Raw genomic sequence first — 16315 nt, 5'->3', positions numbered from 1 at the left:
CGCAGTAGCGAGCTTCGGGGTGATTCAAGTGCCCCGGGTGAGGCCGGGACTGCCGGCCTGACCGATCACGATGCCCGGCGATGTAGTCCGCTGTGACCTCATATCCCCGGACTCGTGGTAGCAGCACGGATAGATGACGTACTGCGGGACGCCGTACTCGTCGAACACTCGTTCGCCGTCGTAATACCCGCAGATCCGGCAAGCAGTCTCGGTCTTGTCTTCCTCTTCGCCTTCTGTGGCTCATCTCGGCGCCAGTCCATCGATCACCGCCAGATGCAACCACGTCTGAGCAGTTGGCTACCGCGCGCCGCGCGGGAACCCAGCGTCGCCGCGCATCAACTGCCGCCTTGGGATACATGAGCATCGCGCGGGAGCAAGGGGCGGTCAACTGCGCGCCGTTGAGGCAGGTCCGGCGTTCCGGTCTCCGGCGGGTGTTCCGTTCCACTGCCACTCGGTGCGTCGTGGCCGGCCGGGCAGCGGGATTCGTCCCGTACACCACAGCAGGGTGTCAAACGGGCTGTGGCCTGTCGGGGCATCGGGGAAGAGCCGGGCGAGTGCGGCGCCGGCCGGGCCGTCGGGCGGGGCCCAGGGGCACTCGAGAGCGTGGGCGATGTCGTAGGTGTGGAGAAGCAGTTCCGTGATTCCCATGGCGGCGAACCCGGCGGCGTCGGAGTGTCCCCAGGGATGCCAGGCCCGCACATGGGGCGGTGTATCGCGGACGGTGGAGGTGAGAAGGGATGCGGCGATACGAATTCCTTCCAAGCAGGCGGGCACCGGAGCCGCGGGATCGAGTGAGGCGAAGAGCGTGATGTAGCGGTCCCGGGGCCGGGCGATGAGCAGGCCGGCGTAGCCGGTCAGGCCGAGGGCGAGGTGGTCGAGTGTCTCCCGGCAGGTCCAGTCGAGGCCGTGCGCTGGGCGTGACCAGTCCCGGTCGGTGGCGGTGAGGAGGGCAGCCAGGCTGCTCCCGGCGGCGGCCGACAACAGCTCCGGCCACGGCGCGGTGGCGGCTGGGGCCATCGGTTCGGGGAGGGGATCAGGGGTGGCCTTCGGCGTTGTTGTCACTGTTGGTCCCCCGACTTCCTCAGGACCTCGATCACACCGGCGAAGCTGTCCGAACCGTGACCCGCGACCTTGGCCCGCTCCATGGTGGACTTCAGCAGCTCGGGCAGGGCGTTGTCGACGCCCCGGGCCTCCGCTGCGTGGAGAAGGTGCTCGATGGCCGCGATCTGCACGTCGATGGTTGCGTCGTCGCCCGGGTAGCGTCCGGCATCCACCTGCGGCGCATAGGCGGTGAGGAAACCGGCCACGGCGGTGAGCCAGCGGACCGCTATGGGGGTGAACGCCGTGGCCGGCGTCTTCTCCGCGCCGACCAGCGCGGTGCCGTGCAGCCAGCCGGTCATGGTGGACCACATCAGGCCGAGCAGGGCGGCGTCGTAGAGGGAGGCCATGCCGGGGTCGTCGGACAGGTGCAGCGGATCGCCCAGGGCCGCCAAGGTGGGGCGGTGGGCTTCGAAGACAGCGTGCGGACCGCTGTAGAGGAACATCATCTCGGGGCTGCCGACGCCGGGCGGGGTGGTCATGATCGCGCCGTCGAGGTAGTCGGCGCCATGGGACCGGACCCACCCGGCCATCTCCCGGGCCTGCTCCGGCGAGCCGGAGGTGAGGTTGACCAAGACCTTTCCGGCGAGAGCCTCGGCAACGGGTTCGAGGACGGAGCGCAGCACCTCGTAGTCCAGTACGCAGGCGAGGACCAGAGGGCTCGCCGTGATCGCCTCTCGCGGCGTCGTGGCCGGGTGGGCTCCCCGGTCGGCCAGCGGCCGGGCCTTTTCCACCGTGCGGTTCCACACGGTGGTCGGGTGGCCGCGGTCCAGCAGCGCGGAGGCCAGCTCCGAGCCCATCGAGCCCAGTCCGATGACAGTGACGGCCTGGTGGTCAGCGTTCACAACTCACAACTCCTCATCCGTACCGCAGACAGCGGTTGATCACTCACCTGCCACGCTCGCAGCGCGTGGCGGCCAGGGACAGTGACACCGATGACAGTCACCACCAAATTCCTGCCATACCCTGTGAGGCATGAGCGCTCGCACCGTGGCCGTGGTCGTGACCGAGGAGATCAGGCTCGCTTCCTGGGACCTGTACGAGCTGAGCATCCCCTGCACCGTCTTCGGGCAGCCGCAGTCCGACCTGGCCGATCCCTGGTACCACCTGATGGTGTGCGGCACGGGAACACAGGAGCGCCCCCAGGGCGCCGTCGCCGGCACCGGGCTCGCACTGCGGACCGACCACGGCCTCGACGACCTGGTCGGAGCCGATACGGTCATCGTGCCCTCGGTGCCCGACGCCTGCGTCGAGGAGGGCAGGCCGCTGCCGGAGGCACTGGTCCTGGCCCTGCGCCGGGCCTACGAGGCAGGCGCCCGCATGGTCTCCCTGTGCACCGGCGCCTTCGCGCTCGCCGAGGCCGGGCTGCTCGACGGGCGGCGTGCCACGGCTCATTGGCTGCACACCGCCCAACTTGCCGAGCGCTACCCGAAGGTGCAGGTGGACGACTCGGTGCTGTACGTGGACGACGGCGATGTGCTCACCAGCGCGGGCCTGACCGCCGGGCTCGACCTCTGCCTCCATCTGGTGCGCCGCGACCACGGTGCCCACGTGGCGAACCGGCTGGCCCGCCGCATGGTGGTGCCGGCCCACCGGCCCGGAGGCCAGGCGCAGTTCATCGACCTGTCGGTACCGGAAACCGACGATGAAGCGCTGGCCCCCGTACTGGACTGGGCCCGCTCCCACCTGGACCAGCCGATCGCCGTCGGAGACCTGGCGCGGCGGGCCGCGATGAGCCCCCGCACGTTCTACCGGCGGCTCCAGGAGGCCACGGGGTCGACACCCTTGCAGTGGCTGCTCACCCAACGCCTCGGGCGAGCCCAGGACCTCCTGGAGTCGACCAACCTCTCCATCGAGAAGATCGGCGAACTCAGCGGCCTGGGCACGGCCAACAACCTCCGCCACCACTTCCTCAACCACATCGGGGTGTCACCGAGCGAGTACCGGCGAGCCTTTCCGCAGACGGTTCCAAGCACCGGGTCCGACTTGGAGCCACAACTCCGCACCGTCTGATGACACCGCGCCCCCAGCCTGCCCAGGACCGCAAGCGGTGAAGTCATATCTGGGGACCGCAGCACAGCGGTGGCCCGATACCGTCCTGCGGACAAGCGGGCTCGACCCGCGGTGGCCGGCCGCATATGTCACGCTGGACACAGCACCATTTCTGTGGAAAAGGAAGCCGATCATGCGAGCTCACCTCGGCGACCAACTCATCATCGAAAGCCCGACGACCGACGTCCCCAGGCGCGACGGGGAGATCGTCGGACTCCACCACGAGGACGGAACGCCTCCGTACGACGTGCGCTGGTCGGACTCGGGCGACGTGACGCTCGTGTTCCCTGGCCCCGACGCCCATGTCCGTCACCTCGAACACGAACGGTCCGCAGCCGGCCACGAACGGTCTCCGCACGGGCACAGGTAACCCCAAGGCAGTCGTCCTGCCGGGCCCAGGGCCCGGGGACCCGTCCGGTCGCGATGCGGCTCAGCGCGGTTTCGGCCGTCCAGAGGCCGAACCACGCCGAAGCGAAGCGTTACCGCCGTAGGGGGCCGCTCACCCGCCAGCACTCGGTCCCGAAGACGGAGATCTTCATCGGCCGGCCTCCTCGGCTTCGTCCGCTTCGGGGGCCTTCTCCTGCTGTCTCAGCTCACTCTCGGCGGTGGCGACATTCTCCTTTACGAGAAGGAAGCTGTCAGGCGCGACCGAGACCGAGTCGATGCCGGCGCCGACCAGGAGGCGCGCGAAGTCGGGGTCGTCGCTGGGACGCTGCCCGCACAGCCCGACTTTGCGAGATCTGCGGTGCGCATCGGTGATCAGCGCCTGAATGCTGTGGGTGACGGCCGGATCGCGTTCGTTGAACAGCTGCGAGAGCTGCTCGGAGTCCCGGTCGACGCCGAGGGTGAGCTGGGTGAGGTCGTTGCTGCCGATGGAGAAGCCGTCGAAGCGGTCGGCGAACTGCTCAGCGAGAACGATGTTCGAGGGGATCTCCGCCATCACATAGCATTCCAGGCCGTTGCTGCCGCGGGCCAAGCCGTGGTCGGCCATGGCGGCGAGGACGCGGTCGGCCTCCTGAAGGGTGCGGCAGAACGGGATCATGACGGTGGTGTTGGTCAGTCCCATGGAGTCTCGCACTCTTCGGATGGCGCGGCATTCGAGGCCGAAACCGGCGCGGTAGCCCTCGCTGTAGTAGCGGCTGGCTCCTCGCCAGCCGAGCATGGGGTTTTCTTCCGGCGGTTCGAAGGCCGAGCCACCGATGAGTTTGGCGTACTCGTTGGTCTTGAAGTCGCTCATCCGGACGATGACCGGCTTGGGCCACCAGGCCGCTGCGATGCGGGCGACGCCGTACGCCAGGCGATCGACGAAGAACTCCGTCTTGTCGTCGTAGCCGCGGGTGAGTTCGTCGATACGCTGCCGGGCCGTCTCGTCGGCGAGGTCGTCGTAGTGGACCAAGGCCATGGGATGGATCTGGATGTGGTTGTTGACGATGAACTCCATCCGGGCCAGGCCGACTCCGTCCGCCGGCAGCCGCCACCACCGGAAGGCCGCGGAGGGATTGGCGATGTTGAGCATGACATCGGTGGCGGTTTCGGGGACCCGGGCCAGGTCGATGTCGTGCTCGTCGTAGCCGAGGGTGCCCGCGTAGACGTGGCCCTCCTCGCCCTCGGCGCAGGAGACGGTGACCTCCTGGCCGTCGCCGAGCGCACCGGTACCGTCTCCAGTGCCCACGATCGCGGCCACGCCCAGCTCGCGGCTCACGATGGCGGCATGCGAGGTGCGGCCGCCGTGATCGGTGACGATGGCGGCAGCCCGCTTCATGATCGGTTCCCAGTCCGGATCGGTCGATCCGGTGACCAGAACCGCGCCGTCCTCGAACCGGCCGATCTCCTCGGCACTGCGCAGCTTGCATACCTTTCCGGCAGCGATGGCGTCGCCGACGGCCAAGCCGTCGACCAGCCTGTGGCCGCGTTCGGTCAGTCGGTAAGAGCGCAGGGTGGCGGCCTGCTTGCGGGCCTGGACGGTCTCCGGCCGGGCCTGGACGATGTGCAGCTCGCCGCTGAGACCGTCCTTCGCCCATTCGATGTCCATCGGCCGGCCGTAGTGTTCCTCGATCGCGACGGCCCACCGGGCCAGTTGCAGGATCTCGCTGTCGTCGAGGACGTACGCCGCCCGCTGCTGCTCAGTGGTGTCCACAGTGATTGTGGGAGCCTTCCCCGCAGCCTCGCTGTAGACGATCCGGCTCAGCTTTCCGCCGGTTGTCTTGGAGATCACCGGGTTGAGGTCCGCCCGGTCGAGCAGGGGCTTGAAGACCTGGTACTCGTCAGGGTCCACAGCGCCCGAGACCACGGACTCGCCCAGCCCCCAGGACGCGTCGATCAGCACGACGCGGGGGAAACCGCTGTCCGTGTCGAGGGTGAACATCACCCCGGCACCCGCTTTGTCGGAACGGACCATCTGCTGCACACCGATGGACAGTGCCACTTTCAGGTGGTCGAAACCGTGCTGCTCGCGGTAGCTGATCGCCCGGTCGGTGAACAGCGAGGCGTAACAGCGCCTGCAGGCGTCCAGCAGCGCTTCCTCTCCGCATACGCCCAGGTAGCTCTCCTGCTGCCCCGCGAAGCTGGCCTCGGGAAGGTCCTCGGCGGTGGCGCTGGAGCGCACCGCCACATCCGGGTCCGTGCGCTGGAGCGTGTCGCCGAGTGAGCGGTAGGCGTCGCGGACGGCATCGGCCACACGCGGTGGGATGTCGGTGCCGCGGAACGCGCGCCGGATCTCCTCGCCCACCGTCGCCAGCTCGGCCCCCCGGTGCAGAGCCTCGATTTCCCGCTGGATACGGGAGTACAGGCCGCCGGCCTCCAGAAACTCCCGGTAGGCGTGTGCGGTGGTGGCGAACCCGCCCGGGACCCGGACACCCTGCGAGGACAGGTTCCGGATCATCTCCCCGAGAGAAGCGTTCTTGCCGCCGACCACGGCCACATCGCCGTGTGAGAGATCCTCGAACCGTCTCACCAGGGGTCCGCTGGTGTTCCGGTCAGGCATGGCACCCTCCAGTATTGCCGGGGACCGCCGAGCCAGGTGGCGGAGGCTGTTCCGTGCAGCTGATGGCGAACCATCACACCAGTTGCGTCTCGGATCCGGCGTCCGCCGCGCCGTCGTGCCGCACGAAGCGCTTGGTCGCTCCCGGCCGCGTTCTCGCCGCGCCTGGAGGGGTACGGGCTCGCGCCGGGGGAGGAGAGCCGTGAGGAGCAGATGGTGCTCCCGGTGTCCGATCTCGGTCCGTTCGTGCTGGTCGTCCATCCGTGGGCCGGTGCCCCGGTTGCCGTGGGCGTCCGCTGCGGTGGCCGCCGACCGGGTGAGGGGGCACGCTGGAGAGGGGGCGAGGAGTGAGCGATGTCGGCGCCGGCCATCAATGACACACATCGGCGTGAGCGGGACCCGGAGCGGAGAGGCTGGGTCAGCGCAGCGCGGAGATTACGGATCACTCATGAGCAGGGAAACGACGACGGACCTCTACGAGGTCACGATGGCTCTGTCGTATCTGCGCGAAGGTATGACGCAGCCCGCAACCTTCGATCTGTTCGTCCGCGACCTTCCGCCCGAGCGGGGGTTCCTGGTCGCGGCCGGTGTCGAGCATGTCGTCGACTACCTGACCGACTACCGACTCGGCAGCGAGCACATCCAGGACTTCGCCTCGGTGCTGCACCGCCCTCCCGAGGACCTGGAGCCGCTCCTCGGTATCACATTCGACGGCGATGTCAGGGCCGTGCCGGAAGGGCGAGTCGTACTCGGTGGCGAGCCGGTGCTGGAAGTGACGGCGCCTCTACCGGTGGCCCAGTTGGTGGAGAGCTACGTGCTCAACCAGGTCAGCCACCAGACCGCACTCGCCTCCAAGGCGGCCCGGTGCGTCCTCGCTGCCGAGGGGCACCCCGTGGTGGACTTCTCCCTGCGGCGGACCCACGGCATCGAGGCAGCTGACCATGCCGCACGTGCGGGAGCGATCGCGGGCTTCTCCGCAACCAGTAACGTGGCCGCGGCCGTCGAGCTGGGGCTACCGGCCGTGGGCACGATGGCTCACTCCTACATCGAGGCGTTCGGGCCGGAGGAAGCCGCCTTCAGGGCTTTCGCCGACGCGCACCCCGGCCCGGTGACCCTCCTGGTCGACACCTACCAGACGGAACAGGGCGTCCGCACCGCTGCACAGCTGCTGCGCTCGCTGGGCAACGCGACAGGCTCAGCCATACGCCTGGACAGCGGCAACTTGGAGGAGGAGGCCCGGCTGGCCCGTCGCATCCTGGACGCCCACGGACTCCCGGAGGTGCGTATCGTCGTCAGCGGCGGTCTGGACGAGTACGCCATCGACGCCCTGGTGCGGGCCGGCGCGCCCGTGGACATCTATGCGGTGGGCACCCGTGTGGGCGTCTCCGCCGACGCCCCCTACCTGGACACCGCCTACAAGCTGGTCGCGTACGACACCCGCCCGGTGATGAAACTGTCCACCGGAAAGGTGACCGCGCCCGGCCCCAAGCAGGTGTTCCGGCGAAACGGCTGCGAGGACGTCGTCGCACTCGCCGAGGAGGCAGCGCCCGCGCGCAGCAGCCCACTGCTGCGCCCAGTGGTCCGAGAAGGCGCCCGGATCGGTCCGGCACCCGACCTCCAGCACATCCGCGATCGGTGCGTCGCAGACATTGCCGCGCTGCCCGGGGAAGCACGCCGCATCACAGACCCGACGCCACTGCACTCCTCGACCTCCCCCCGCCTGCGGGCTCTCACCGACCGGGTGCGGCGGCACATACGGGCAACCTACCTGCCCCGCACCTCCCCTTAGGCCCGATCAGGCCCGAAGGGCTCGCCTCGATCAGTGCCCGTGGTGGGCGCTGCCGGACCCGTACGGCGTTCGACGGCCGCGTATGTGGCCGCACGCCCTATCGGCTGCCGACTTGCGACTCGGGTCGGTAGACGCACAGCGCCCAGATGATGAACGCGTACAGCGCTATCAGGACGATCGACCAGAGCGGGTAGTAGGGCAGGGCGAGGAAGCTGGTGATCAGCAGGAGTCCGGCGATGACGACTCCGACGATACGAGCCCACAGGCTGCCCCGGACGAGGCTCAGTCCGACCGGAATCGCGAGCACGCCCAGGATCAGGTGAATCCAGCCCCAGCCCGCCACGTCGAACTTGAAAACATAGTTCGGCGTACTCACGAAAATGTTGTCGTTCGCGATGGCCATGATCCCTCGGAGCGCGTCGAGCACGCCCGCCAGGACGAGCATGACTCCACCGAAAGTGACCACACCCCCCGCCAGCGCATTGGTGCCTCGGTTGCTCATCGTGGACTGTGTCATGAAAAGCCTCCTCGAATCAGAGCCGTTGGCTCACGCCAGAATCAGGACGATGAAGAGCGCGCACACCAGGATGTTCACCAGCCAACTGTGAGTGTTCGCCCAGTCGCGGACTTCGGGCATGACGTCTACCGCCCGGTGCCCCGCAGCCAGGCGGATGAGGAGGGGAAGCGCCGCGACCAGCACGGTGGCGGCAACGAACGGCAACGCTTCCGTGAACGACCCTCCCGCCTGGCCGAGATGGACTCCGACGGTGAGCATCACCATGAGATCCGAGGGCATGAGCAGAATGACCAGGAGTCCGGTCCTGAAAGCCTGCCGAGGATCTGCTTCCAGCAAAGTGCGCAACCATTTGGGAGGTTGCACGGTTTCGCGATTCCGCCAGTTCCTCAGCGCCGCCAGGGCCAGCAGGGCAACCAAGGTGTATTCGATGGCGCGGCCGACCGAGCCTTTGTCGTGGGAACTGCCCAGATCGACCGCTTCGCCGAAGAGCGAGGTGATTCCCAGCATGGCGGCCACACCGGCGAGGGTCGCCACGGCCACCCCGATGAGGAACCCGAGCGAGACACGTACCGCTCGCGCTGCCGTGGCGAAGATGATCGCCGACATGATTTGAGGCCCTGCCATCATCGTGATGGCCAGGGGGAGGATCTTCAGACCGTCCATGGTGAGGCCGCCGGTGAGAAGGCCGCTCGCTGACCGTTCGGAAGCACGGTCCCCGACGGGTGTGCGGGCTGGGGCGGCTGTTGGTCGATGTGTCGGTACAGATGGCTCCAGTCGACCCGCATTCACTGCTCGGCGCTTCCAGGCGCAGGCCGAACGGGTGACGGCTTCCCGGTGACCCCCACCTGTCGTCCACTTGTGACTGCACAGCGTGAAGCCAGGGGCGCACGCGGCAGAGGTCCCACCGCGACGACCGTCTGTGTCATGACCTCACCCACGGCGGGCACCCTGGGTTTCGCATCAACCAGTCACCGACGATCCCGGGCCTGATGGCGGACACGCCTGGTGGGGCAAATGTTACTGCCGGCTACCAATTCCCTCTCGCGCGGGTCATCCAGCGGCCTGGCGGTCCTTCGGCCGGGGAGTATCCGGACCCTGGATGTCGCGCTCGGCGATCTTCAGCAGCTGTTGGGCGAGGTCCTGCATGGCCCTGCCCGCCGCCAGTTCGTCGCCGATCTCCGGCACGTCCGTATCCGCGGGGTTGCAGTGCGCGGATCCGCGGCCGGTGAGCGCTGTGGTTCCGGTGTCCAGCACTACGTGTGCCTTCGTCGCTCCCTTGTCGTCCTCGAAGAGGTCGAGGTGGACGTTCCATTCCTTCGTGTGTGCCATGGCTCTCTCCTGACGTGCCTGGTTACGGTGCGACCTGGGCTGGGAACGGGTTGTCCCGAGACCGAGGCGGCTGCCGGGCGAGCCCCCCGTCCGTCCCCCTCCGCCCCACATGCGCCGCGGAGCGGATTGGGGTATTTCTCGATTGAGAGGTTCATCGACACTTTCAGCTTCCTACGCGACAGAGGACGTCGCCATGCGAGATTGCTGGTCCGTTCGTCATGACTGAGCGTCGCGCCCGTGGGGAGCCGGCGTGGCAGGTGCCGCGCGCGGAGGTGTCCGAGACCCATACCGCGATCGTGTTCTTCGCCGGTGACCGCGCCTACAAGCTCAAGAAGCCGGTGGACCTCGGATTCCTGGACTACACAACGGTGTCGGCCCGCCGCACCGCCTGCGAGCGCGAAGTAGCGCTCAACCGCCGCTTCGCACCCGACGTCTATCCGGGGCTCGGCGAGGTCCGCAGACCAGAAGCGGAGGAGCCCGAACCGCTGGTGGTGATGCGCCGTATGCCGGCCGACCGCAGGCTCTCCCGGCTGGTGCGAGAGGGGGTCGCTGTCGATGACGTCCTTCGGGCCGTGGCACGGCAGCTCGCCGCCTGGCACACGAGGGCGCCCCGCGGCCGGGAGGTGGACGAGCAGGGTACGCGGGATGCGCTGTCGGCGCGCTGGGAGGCCAGCTTCGCGCAGGTCCGCCCGATGGCGGCAGACGGTGTCGAGCCGGAGGACGTGGAGGAGGTCGAGTGGCTGGTACGCCGCTATCTGGCCGGCCGCAAGGAGCTGTTCGACTCGCGTATCGAGCAGGGGCGGGTGGTCGACGGCCACGGTGATCTGCTCGCCGAGGACATCTTCTGCCTGGACGACGGCCCCCGCATCCTGGACTGCCTGGAATTCGATGACCACCTGCGCTACGTCGACGGTTTCGACGATGCCGCTTTCCTCGCCATGGACTTGGAACAGCTCGGCGCCCCGGAGGCCGCGGCGTACTTCCTCGCCCAGTACAGCGAGTACTCCGGCGACCCTGCGCCCTCTTCCCTGCGGCATCACTACGTCGCCTACCGTGCGTTCGTCCGCGCCAAGGTCTCCCTGATCCAGGCCCGCCAGGGTGCGCCGGGCGCGGAGTCGGCGGCACGACGGCTGGTCTCGGCAGCGCTGCGTCACCTGCGCACCTCCGCCGCGGGATTGACCCTCGTGGGCGGGCTGCCGGGAAGCGGGAAATCCACCCTCGCCGGTGCTCTGGCGGACCGGCTGGGGGTCACGTTGCTCAGCAGCGACCGCCTCCGCAAGGAGCTGGCCGGCATCCCCGCGGAGCAGTCCGCCGCCGCCGAGTACGGCGAGGGCCTCTACACACCGGAGTGGACAGCCAGGACTTACACCACCCTGCTGGAGCGCGCAGCCGCCCTGCTGTCCTCCGGTGAGTCCGTCGTCCTGGACGCAACCTGGACGGATGCGGGGGAGCGGGAAGCGGCAACGCGGGTGGCCGAACGTGCCGACGCCGACCTGGTGGCACTGCATTGCCAGGTGCCCGACGACGTGTCGGCGGACCGCATGAGAGCGCGCACACCGGGAGTGTCCGACGCCGACCTCGGCATCGCCCAGGCCATGGCGGCCAGGGAGGCGCCGTGGCCGGAAGCGGTCGCGGTCGATACGAGCGGCCCGTTGGAGTCCGCGGTCGCCCAGGCACTGGCAGCCGTACGCCCGTGGGGCACCGGCCAAGCCCCGGTCTTCCGCCGCCCCTATATGGAACCGGACTGAGGACGCCGGGCTCCGCCCGGCGTGAGCGCAGGCTCACTCTCGGACGGACCCCGACGCCGATTACGCGCGCATCGGTTTGAAGGGTGCACGCGAGAGCGTTGCCGCGGTGGCCGTCACGTGCCGCTCGAGCAGCCGTGGTGCGGAACCCCCTGAACGGCGTCCGTCCAGGGGGTTCGGTTCACCGGCGATTCCGCTGCGGCGAGCAGTGGGAACAGTCAGCCGGCGTTGCGGTAGGTCTTTCCGCCGGTGTTCGCGGTGGGGCCGTCGTAGAGGCCGGTCGGGCTGGTCCTTGTCGAGAGGGCGAACCACGCGTAGCGCTGCACGAAGTCCAGGCTCTCCAGCATTTTCGTCGAGGATTTGATGAAGGCGGTCTGCTCCTTCTGGTTCGGATAGCGGGGTCGGTCCCCGGTGAAGTCGATGAGGGCGTACTCGGACAGCCAGACCGGCTTGTTGTACCGGTCGTGGATACGGTGCAGATAGTCGGCCAGATGTCCGGTGGCGGCGGGGCCGAAGTCGGAGCCGTACCAGTGGACCGGAATGAAGTCGACGCGCAGGCCGCGCTTCTCGGCGCCCTTCATGAAGCGGTCCAGCCAACTGCCTGGCTTGTCGGCGTCGGTCGCGACCGCCGGGGCACCCAGACGCAGCCCGGTCTCCTCCAGCCGAGGCCACAGATCCAGTGCCTGCTCGGGTGTCATGTTCGCCTGCGAGGGCAGGTCGGGCTCGTTGAAGGTCAGCAGCCGCTTGCCTTCCCTGGCGGCTTTGCTCAGCTCGGTATCGGTGACCGAGCCGGGCCCCCAGATCGTCGGGACGAACTCGACCCCCTTCGGCTTGTCGACCCCGCTCGACGAGGCCCAGTTGTGGTACCAGGACGCGCCGGAGTCCTTCAGCGCCTGGGCCGTGCCGTCGACGGGGTTGAGAGCTACGCCCCTACGGTCTGCGGACGCGGGATCGGTGTGAGAGCCGGGCTCGTCGCCTCCGGGCTTCGGCTCGTGACCGGGGCCGGAGCCGGGGTCGGTGGCGGGCTTCCCGGACGTGCCGTTGCCGTGGAAAGTAACGGTCAGACCGTTGCACTTGCCGCACTGGCGCACGACCTGGTTGCCCCGCTCGGCGTCGTGCTTGGACCATGAGTACGCCGACGGGCACTGTTTCGTGAGCGCTTCGCTGTAGGCGGTCTTCGCATCCCGGTTCGGGTTGACGCACACCAGCGGCTTGCCTGTGCCCTTGTCCTTGGTCAGGTTCTCGGGCGGGCAGTGGGACAGCAGATCGGTGGGGCAGCCCACCGAGGCGCACTCCCCGCCGTTCTCAGGCGGGTCCACGCCTTTCGGGGTGATGGTGATCGGCGCCGAGACCGCGTTGACGTAGCTGACGTTGTACCACGGTGCCATCGAGTCGGCCGTGTCGAAGTTGAACTCGGCCAGACTGACGGGCTGTTCGCCCGTTGTGCAGCGGTCGGCGTACGGCCCGCAGTCGCCCACGGCACAGTGGAACGTGCTGCCCTCCTCTCCGGTGCAGCCCTGCCGGGCGAAGAACTTGCCACGCCAGTGCCCGGCCTCGCCACGCTCGGGGATGGTGATGGTGGCGGACTTTCCCGGGTCCAGCACGGGCAGGTCGGTGAGCGAGGCCGAGCCGTCGGCGTTGACGGTGGCCCCCACCCAGATCCGGTTCTCGGTCTGGTTCCGCAGGGTGACGGTGTGCTCGGAGCCACCGGCGGCTGCCGCCCCGGCGATGCGGTCCTCGCGGTTGTCGGCGGATCCGCTCGGCTCCGCCGAAATCACGGCCGTCACGGTGGCGACGACCAGCACGAGAGCGAACAGAAATGGTCGAAATGATCTGAAGGATTCGAGTCGTCTCACACGCACAGAACACGCCTCTCGGGTCGGTATCGTCTGCGCACGCACGACGTATGCGCGCAGCGGACGGTTCACCGGCGGACGGCCGTTGCGGCCTCGGGCCGACCGTCTCCGCTGTGCGGAGGTCCGGAGACCGCTGAGAGGGGCGCGGTGGAACGGAACCGCTCCTCGCGTGGCCCACCCGCCGTACCCCTTCCGCCCGTTGCCTCGATCCGGTGCACTACTGCGGCGCTCCGGTGTTCAGCGCTGCCTCGAGCCGGGCCTGGCGTTCCAGGACGGTGGCGAACGCGGTGCCGCCGTCGCCGGGGATCTGGTTGCGCATGCGGACCATGGCGACCCCGGCCGCCGCCGCCGTTGCCAGGTCGGGGATCTGGAGCCACAGTTCCTGGGCGCGGTCGGCCACCGCCTCGGCCTGATCGGCAGCCCCCTGATAGTGCCAGCGCTCGGCGACGTCGCGGTACATACGCACGCCGCTGACCGGGTCCCCGGCCAGAGCGGTGAGGCGGGCCCGGGTTTCGCGTACGCGCAGCGCTTCGGGGTGTGCGAGGCCCAGCGCGTCCGCCGCGTACTCGTCGAGCTGTGCGGCGAGTGCGAGGGCTTGGTCCATGCGGCCTGCCGCGGCGTGTGCTTCGAGCCGGGACACGGCCTCGCTGAGAGCGTCCGGTGTGCCCGGAGCCGGAGCCGGAGCCGGAGCCGGAGCTGGCACTGGAGCTGCCTGGGCCGGAGTTTGAGCCCGGGTGGGTGCGGGGGCCGGTACGGGAGCCGGCTCAGGACGGCGCGCCGGGCCCGCAGCACCCGGTTGCGGGGCAGGTGCCGGCGCATGCCGCTTCTTCGGCGCCTTCGCGCGCGGGGCTCCGTCGGAGAGCTCACCGACCGCCCCGTCCGGCGAGATGACCAAGTGCCATACGGTGCCGTCCGGTTCGGTCGCCTCGGCCCGCACAGGCCGGCCGAGTCCGTCCGCCGCGGCGGCGACGGCGTCGATGGCCGAGGCGCGACTCGGGCGCTCGGACGCGGGCAGGAGCGGGCCGAAGACGGCCACCCGGCCGCTGTCCTGGACGACGAAGGCGTACGTCGGCCAGGCAGGCACCTCGGCGGGCTCGTACATGGTGGGCATGAGATTCCCTGATTCCCTTCTGCTGAGGTTCCGGGCGCTACCGCACGGTGATGTCTGCGACCCGCCATGGCTTTCCGGCCGCTGCCCGGACCAGGTGCACGAAGGCCACCACGGTGGTCGGCTGCTGCTTCCACCCGTCGCGGCCGTGCGGGGTGGTGGTGAGGGTCCACTGCCGCCACGCCACGGTGTCGGTGTCGCCCGGCTTCGACGCGTCCTCGGTCTTCGCCAACTCGACCGTGGTGTAGGCGCGGTGCTGTGACCACGTCTCCCACTGCGCGCCGGGGGCCGAGCCGGAACGGTGGTCGCGGAGCCGACGTGCGTACGTCTCGGTCAGCCAGCCGGCGTCCGCGGTACGCACACCGGCGTCCTGCGGGCCGCGGTCGACATCGGTGTCGTACGTCCACATCGCTGTGAGCGCTCCCTTGCCGACCGCGTCCGGGTCCTTCTGGTCGACATCCTCGGGCTCGGGTACGCCCCCCTTCGGGGGTGCTGCGGGTTCGGAGGACTCGCCGGTCGCGGACGGGGACGCGTCCGGAGAGGGGCCGGTGCCCGCCGAGGCGCCGGGGGCGGGGGACTGCCGTGTGGCGCCGGCGTGTGCGCGCTCCTTGCCGCCGTTGCCGCCCTGGTCGTCGCCGCCGACGGCACCGCATCCCGGAAGTGCGAGTGCGAGTGCGAGCGCGAGCACGGTTGCGGCCGTACGGCGCGCGCTGGGGGCTGTCATCCGAACCGCCTCACCTTCTGGGGCCTGCTTGCGTAGTAGTCGTCGTCGAGCTCGCTGATCTTCACCACGTCACCGGTCTTCGGCGCGTGGATGAACTGCCCGCCTCCGATGTAGATGCCGATGTGGTCGTAGCTGCCGTGCAGGTCGAAACCGATCACGTCGCCCGGCCGCATCTCGTCGCGGGCCACCGACCGGCCCTCGGTGACCTGGACCTGGGAGGTGCGGGGCAGGAGTGTCCTGCCGCTGCTCGCGTGGTAGACGGCGGCCTGCACCAGACTGGAACAGTCGAATCCGACGGTGCCCGCGCCCTGTGCGAACCCCCTCCCCGGGCCTTCCGGACCGCCGCCGCCCCATGCGTACGGGGTGCCGAGCCACTTCTTGGCGTAGGCCACCACCCGGTCGCCGAACGGGCCGCCCTCCTCACCCGTCACATCTCCCGAGTAGCCGGTCATCGATGTGATGATCTTGGCTACGTAGTTCTGTGTCTCCGGATAGGGCGGCAGCCCGCCGAATTCCTCGATGGTGCCGGGGCCCGCGTTGTAGGCGGCGAGGAGCAGTCGCGTCGGGTCGCCCTCCAGCCGCAGCTTCTTGACCTTGTCCGCGAGCCAGCAGTCGTAGCGGGCCTGGGTCATGATGGCGTCGCCCGGAGTGAACGGGTCCGCGGTGCCGTCCGGTTCGGCGCTGCCGTCCCGGCCCGCCGCGTCCACTCCCCAGGTCTTCCAGGTGCCGGGGAGGAACTGGCTCAGCCCCTCGGCTCCGGCGGAGCTGAGCGCCTTCGGATTCCAGCCCGACTCGGCGTCGATCTGCGCGGCGATCAGCGGAGCGCTGACCTCTTCACACTCCTTGCCGGCCCGCTCGACCCACCGTACGTACTCCGCCGGGACGCGGTCGGCGTCGAGCGCCGTCACAAATCCCGTAGGAGCGCCGTTCTCCTCCTCGCCCGCTGCCGCGACGACGGACAGGCTGACCAGCAGGGTGAGCAGCCCGGCGAGCGCACAGCCCGCCAACCTCACCGCGGTCGTGGTCATCAGCCCCCCTCTCTTGAACCAGTTCGATGAAACGTCCGTATGTGGACCGGCAGCCGATATTCAGTGTGTGGGCCTGCTTGACAACGTAT

13 protein-coding genes and 1 pseudogene are annotated in these 16315 nt (G+C 69.2%); 4 read left to right on the top strand and 10 right to left on the bottom strand.

Annotated elements, in window-relative coordinates; translation table 11 throughout:
* Positions 1 to 384: 384 nt before the first annotated feature.
* The gene (locus JW592_RS26060; RefSeq protein ID WP_372446577.1) at positions 385 to 1062 is read right to left on the bottom strand and encodes a maleylpyruvate isomerase N-terminal domain-containing protein; all 678 of its coding nucleotides are present in this window, start codon (positions 1060 to 1062) and stop codon (positions 385 to 387) included.
* Positions 1059 to 1943 (bottom strand): NAD(P)-dependent oxidoreductase, encoded by an 885-nt coding sequence (locus JW592_RS26055; protein WP_209267675.1) that lies wholly within the window; start codon positions 1941 to 1943, stop codon positions 1059 to 1061. The genes JW592_RS26060 and JW592_RS26055 overlap by 4 nt, the downstream gene beginning before the upstream one ends.
* A 151-nt stretch (positions 1944 to 2094) precedes the next feature.
* On the opposite strand from JW592_RS26055, the gene JW592_RS26050 reads away from it, so the two are divergent.
* Both JW592_RS26050 and JW592_RS26045 read left to right on the top strand, forming a co-directional pair.
* Positions 2095 to 3111 (top strand): GlxA family transcriptional regulator, encoded by a 1017-nt coding sequence (locus tag JW592_RS26050; protein ID WP_443742762.1) that lies wholly within the window; start codon positions 2095 to 2097, stop codon positions 3109 to 3111.
* A 172-nt stretch (positions 3112 to 3283) separates the two neighbouring features.
* A pseudogene (locus JW592_RS26045) lies at positions 3284 to 3475 on the top strand (DUF1918 domain-containing protein); the annotation flags it as partial.
* Positions 3476 to 3685: 210 nt separating this feature from the next.
* On the opposite strand, the gene ppsA reads toward JW592_RS26045, so the two are convergent.
* Positions 3686 to 6133 (bottom strand): phosphoenolpyruvate synthase, encoded by a 2448-nt coding sequence (ppsA, locus tag JW592_RS26040; protein ID WP_209267673.1) that lies wholly within the window; start codon positions 6131 to 6133, stop codon positions 3686 to 3688.
* A gap of 445 nt (positions 6134 to 6578) precedes the next feature.
* Between ppsA and JW592_RS26035 the strand changes: the two genes are divergently transcribed.
* Positions 6579 to 7919, top strand: coding sequence for a nicotinate phosphoribosyltransferase (locus tag JW592_RS26035; protein WP_209267672.1), 1341 nt, complete (start codon positions 6579 to 6581; stop codon positions 7917 to 7919).
* A gap of 97 nt (positions 7920 to 8016) precedes the next feature.
* On the opposite strand, the gene JW592_RS26030 is transcribed toward JW592_RS26035, so the two are convergent.
* The 3 genes from JW592_RS26030 to JW592_RS26020 form a co-directional block, all read right to left on the bottom strand.
* Positions 8017 to 8436: a DUF7144 family membrane protein gene (locus tag JW592_RS26030; RefSeq protein WP_209267671.1), complete on the bottom strand. Its 420-nt coding sequence runs from the start codon at positions 8434 to 8436 to the stop codon at positions 8017 to 8019.
* A gap of 30 nt (positions 8437 to 8466) precedes the next feature.
* On the bottom strand, positions 8467 to 9099 hold the full coding sequence (locus tag JW592_RS26025; protein WP_209267670.1) for a GAP family protein: 633 nt from the start codon (positions 9097 to 9099) through the stop codon (positions 8467 to 8469).
* Between the two features lie 387 nt (positions 9100 to 9486).
* Positions 9487 to 9765: a DUF1876 domain-containing protein gene (locus JW592_RS26020; RefSeq protein ID WP_209267669.1), complete on the bottom strand. Its 279-nt coding sequence runs from the start codon at positions 9763 to 9765 to the stop codon at positions 9487 to 9489.
* Between the two features lie 218 nt (positions 9766 to 9983).
* Between JW592_RS26020 and JW592_RS26015 the strand changes: the two genes are divergently transcribed.
* Positions 9984 to 11513, top strand: a complete 1530-nt coding sequence (locus JW592_RS26015; RefSeq protein ID WP_229376874.1) for a bifunctional aminoglycoside phosphotransferase/ATP-binding protein — start codon at positions 9984 to 9986, stop codon at positions 11511 to 11513.
* 215 nt (positions 11514 to 11728) lie between these two features.
* Here the strand turns inward: JW592_RS26015 and JW592_RS26010 are convergent, their stop codons facing one another.
* The 4 genes from JW592_RS26010 to JW592_RS25995 all read right to left on the bottom strand — a co-directional run bounded on the left by JW592_RS26010 (position 11729) and on the right by JW592_RS25995 (position 16226).
* Entirely contained in the window at positions 11729 to 13288 is a 1560-nt protein-coding gene (locus JW592_RS26010) for a glycosyl hydrolase (RefSeq protein ID WP_307805550.1), read from the bottom strand.
* Between the two features lie 295 nt (positions 13289 to 13583).
* Positions 13584 to 14477, bottom strand: coding sequence for a hypothetical protein (locus tag JW592_RS26005; RefSeq protein ID WP_209267667.1), 894 nt, complete (start codon positions 14475 to 14477; stop codon positions 13584 to 13586).
* A 37-nt stretch (positions 14478 to 14514) separates the two neighbouring features.
* Positions 14515 to 15198 carry a hypothetical protein gene (locus tag JW592_RS26000; RefSeq protein WP_209267666.1) on the bottom strand — a complete coding sequence of 228 codons (684 nt, stop codon included), beginning with the start codon at positions 15196 to 15198 and terminating at the stop codon, positions 14515 to 14517.
* Positions 15195 to 16226, bottom strand: coding sequence for a C40 family peptidase (locus JW592_RS25995; RefSeq protein ID WP_209267665.1), 1032 nt, complete (start codon positions 16224 to 16226; stop codon positions 15195 to 15197). Before JW592_RS25995 ends, JW592_RS26000 begins: the two co-directional genes overlap by 4 nt.
* Positions 16227 to 16315 lie beyond the last annotated feature (89 nt).

Source organism: Streptomyces spirodelae (genome assembly GCF_017676385.1).
In the GTDB taxonomy this organism is placed as follows: domain Bacteria; phylum Actinomycetota; class Actinomycetes; order Streptomycetales; family Streptomycetaceae; genus Streptomyces; species Streptomyces spirodelae.
Note: the sequence above shows the minus strand (reverse complement) of the source record. Positions and strands in the feature narration are given on the sequence as shown.

Coding starts and splice junctions, on each gene's coding strand:
- ppsA (WP_209267673.1), bottom strand. CDS start 6,133: ATGCCTGACCGGAACACCAGCGGACCCCTGGTGAGACGGTTCGAGGAT.
- JW592_RS26035 (WP_209267672.1), top strand. CDS start 6,579: ATGAGCAGGGAAACGACGACGGACCTCTACGAGGTCACGATGGCTCTG.
- JW592_RS26030 (WP_209267671.1), bottom strand. CDS start 8,436: ATGACACAGTCCACGATGAGCAACCGAGGCACCAATGCGCTGGCGGGG.
- JW592_RS26025 (WP_209267670.1), bottom strand. CDS start 9,099: ATGGACGGTCTGAAGATCCTCCCCCTGGCCATCACGATGATGGCAGGG.
- JW592_RS26020 (WP_209267669.1), bottom strand. CDS start 9,765: ATGGCACACACGAAGGAATGGAACGTCCACCTCGACCTCTTCGAGGAC.
- JW592_RS26015 (WP_229376874.1), top strand. CDS start 9,984: ATGACTGAGCGTCGCGCCCGTGGGGAGCCGGCGTGGCAGGTGCCGCGC.
- JW592_RS26005 (WP_209267667.1), bottom strand. CDS start 14,477: ATGCCCACCATGTACGAGCCCGCCGAGGTGCCTGCCTGGCCGACGTAC.
- JW592_RS26000 (WP_209267666.1), bottom strand. CDS start 15,198: ATGACAGCCCCCAGCGCGCGCCGTACGGCCGCAACCGTGCTCGCGCTC.
- JW592_RS25995 (WP_209267665.1), bottom strand. CDS start 16,226: ATGACCACGACCGCGGTGAGGTTGGCGGGCTGTGCGCTCGCCGGGCTG.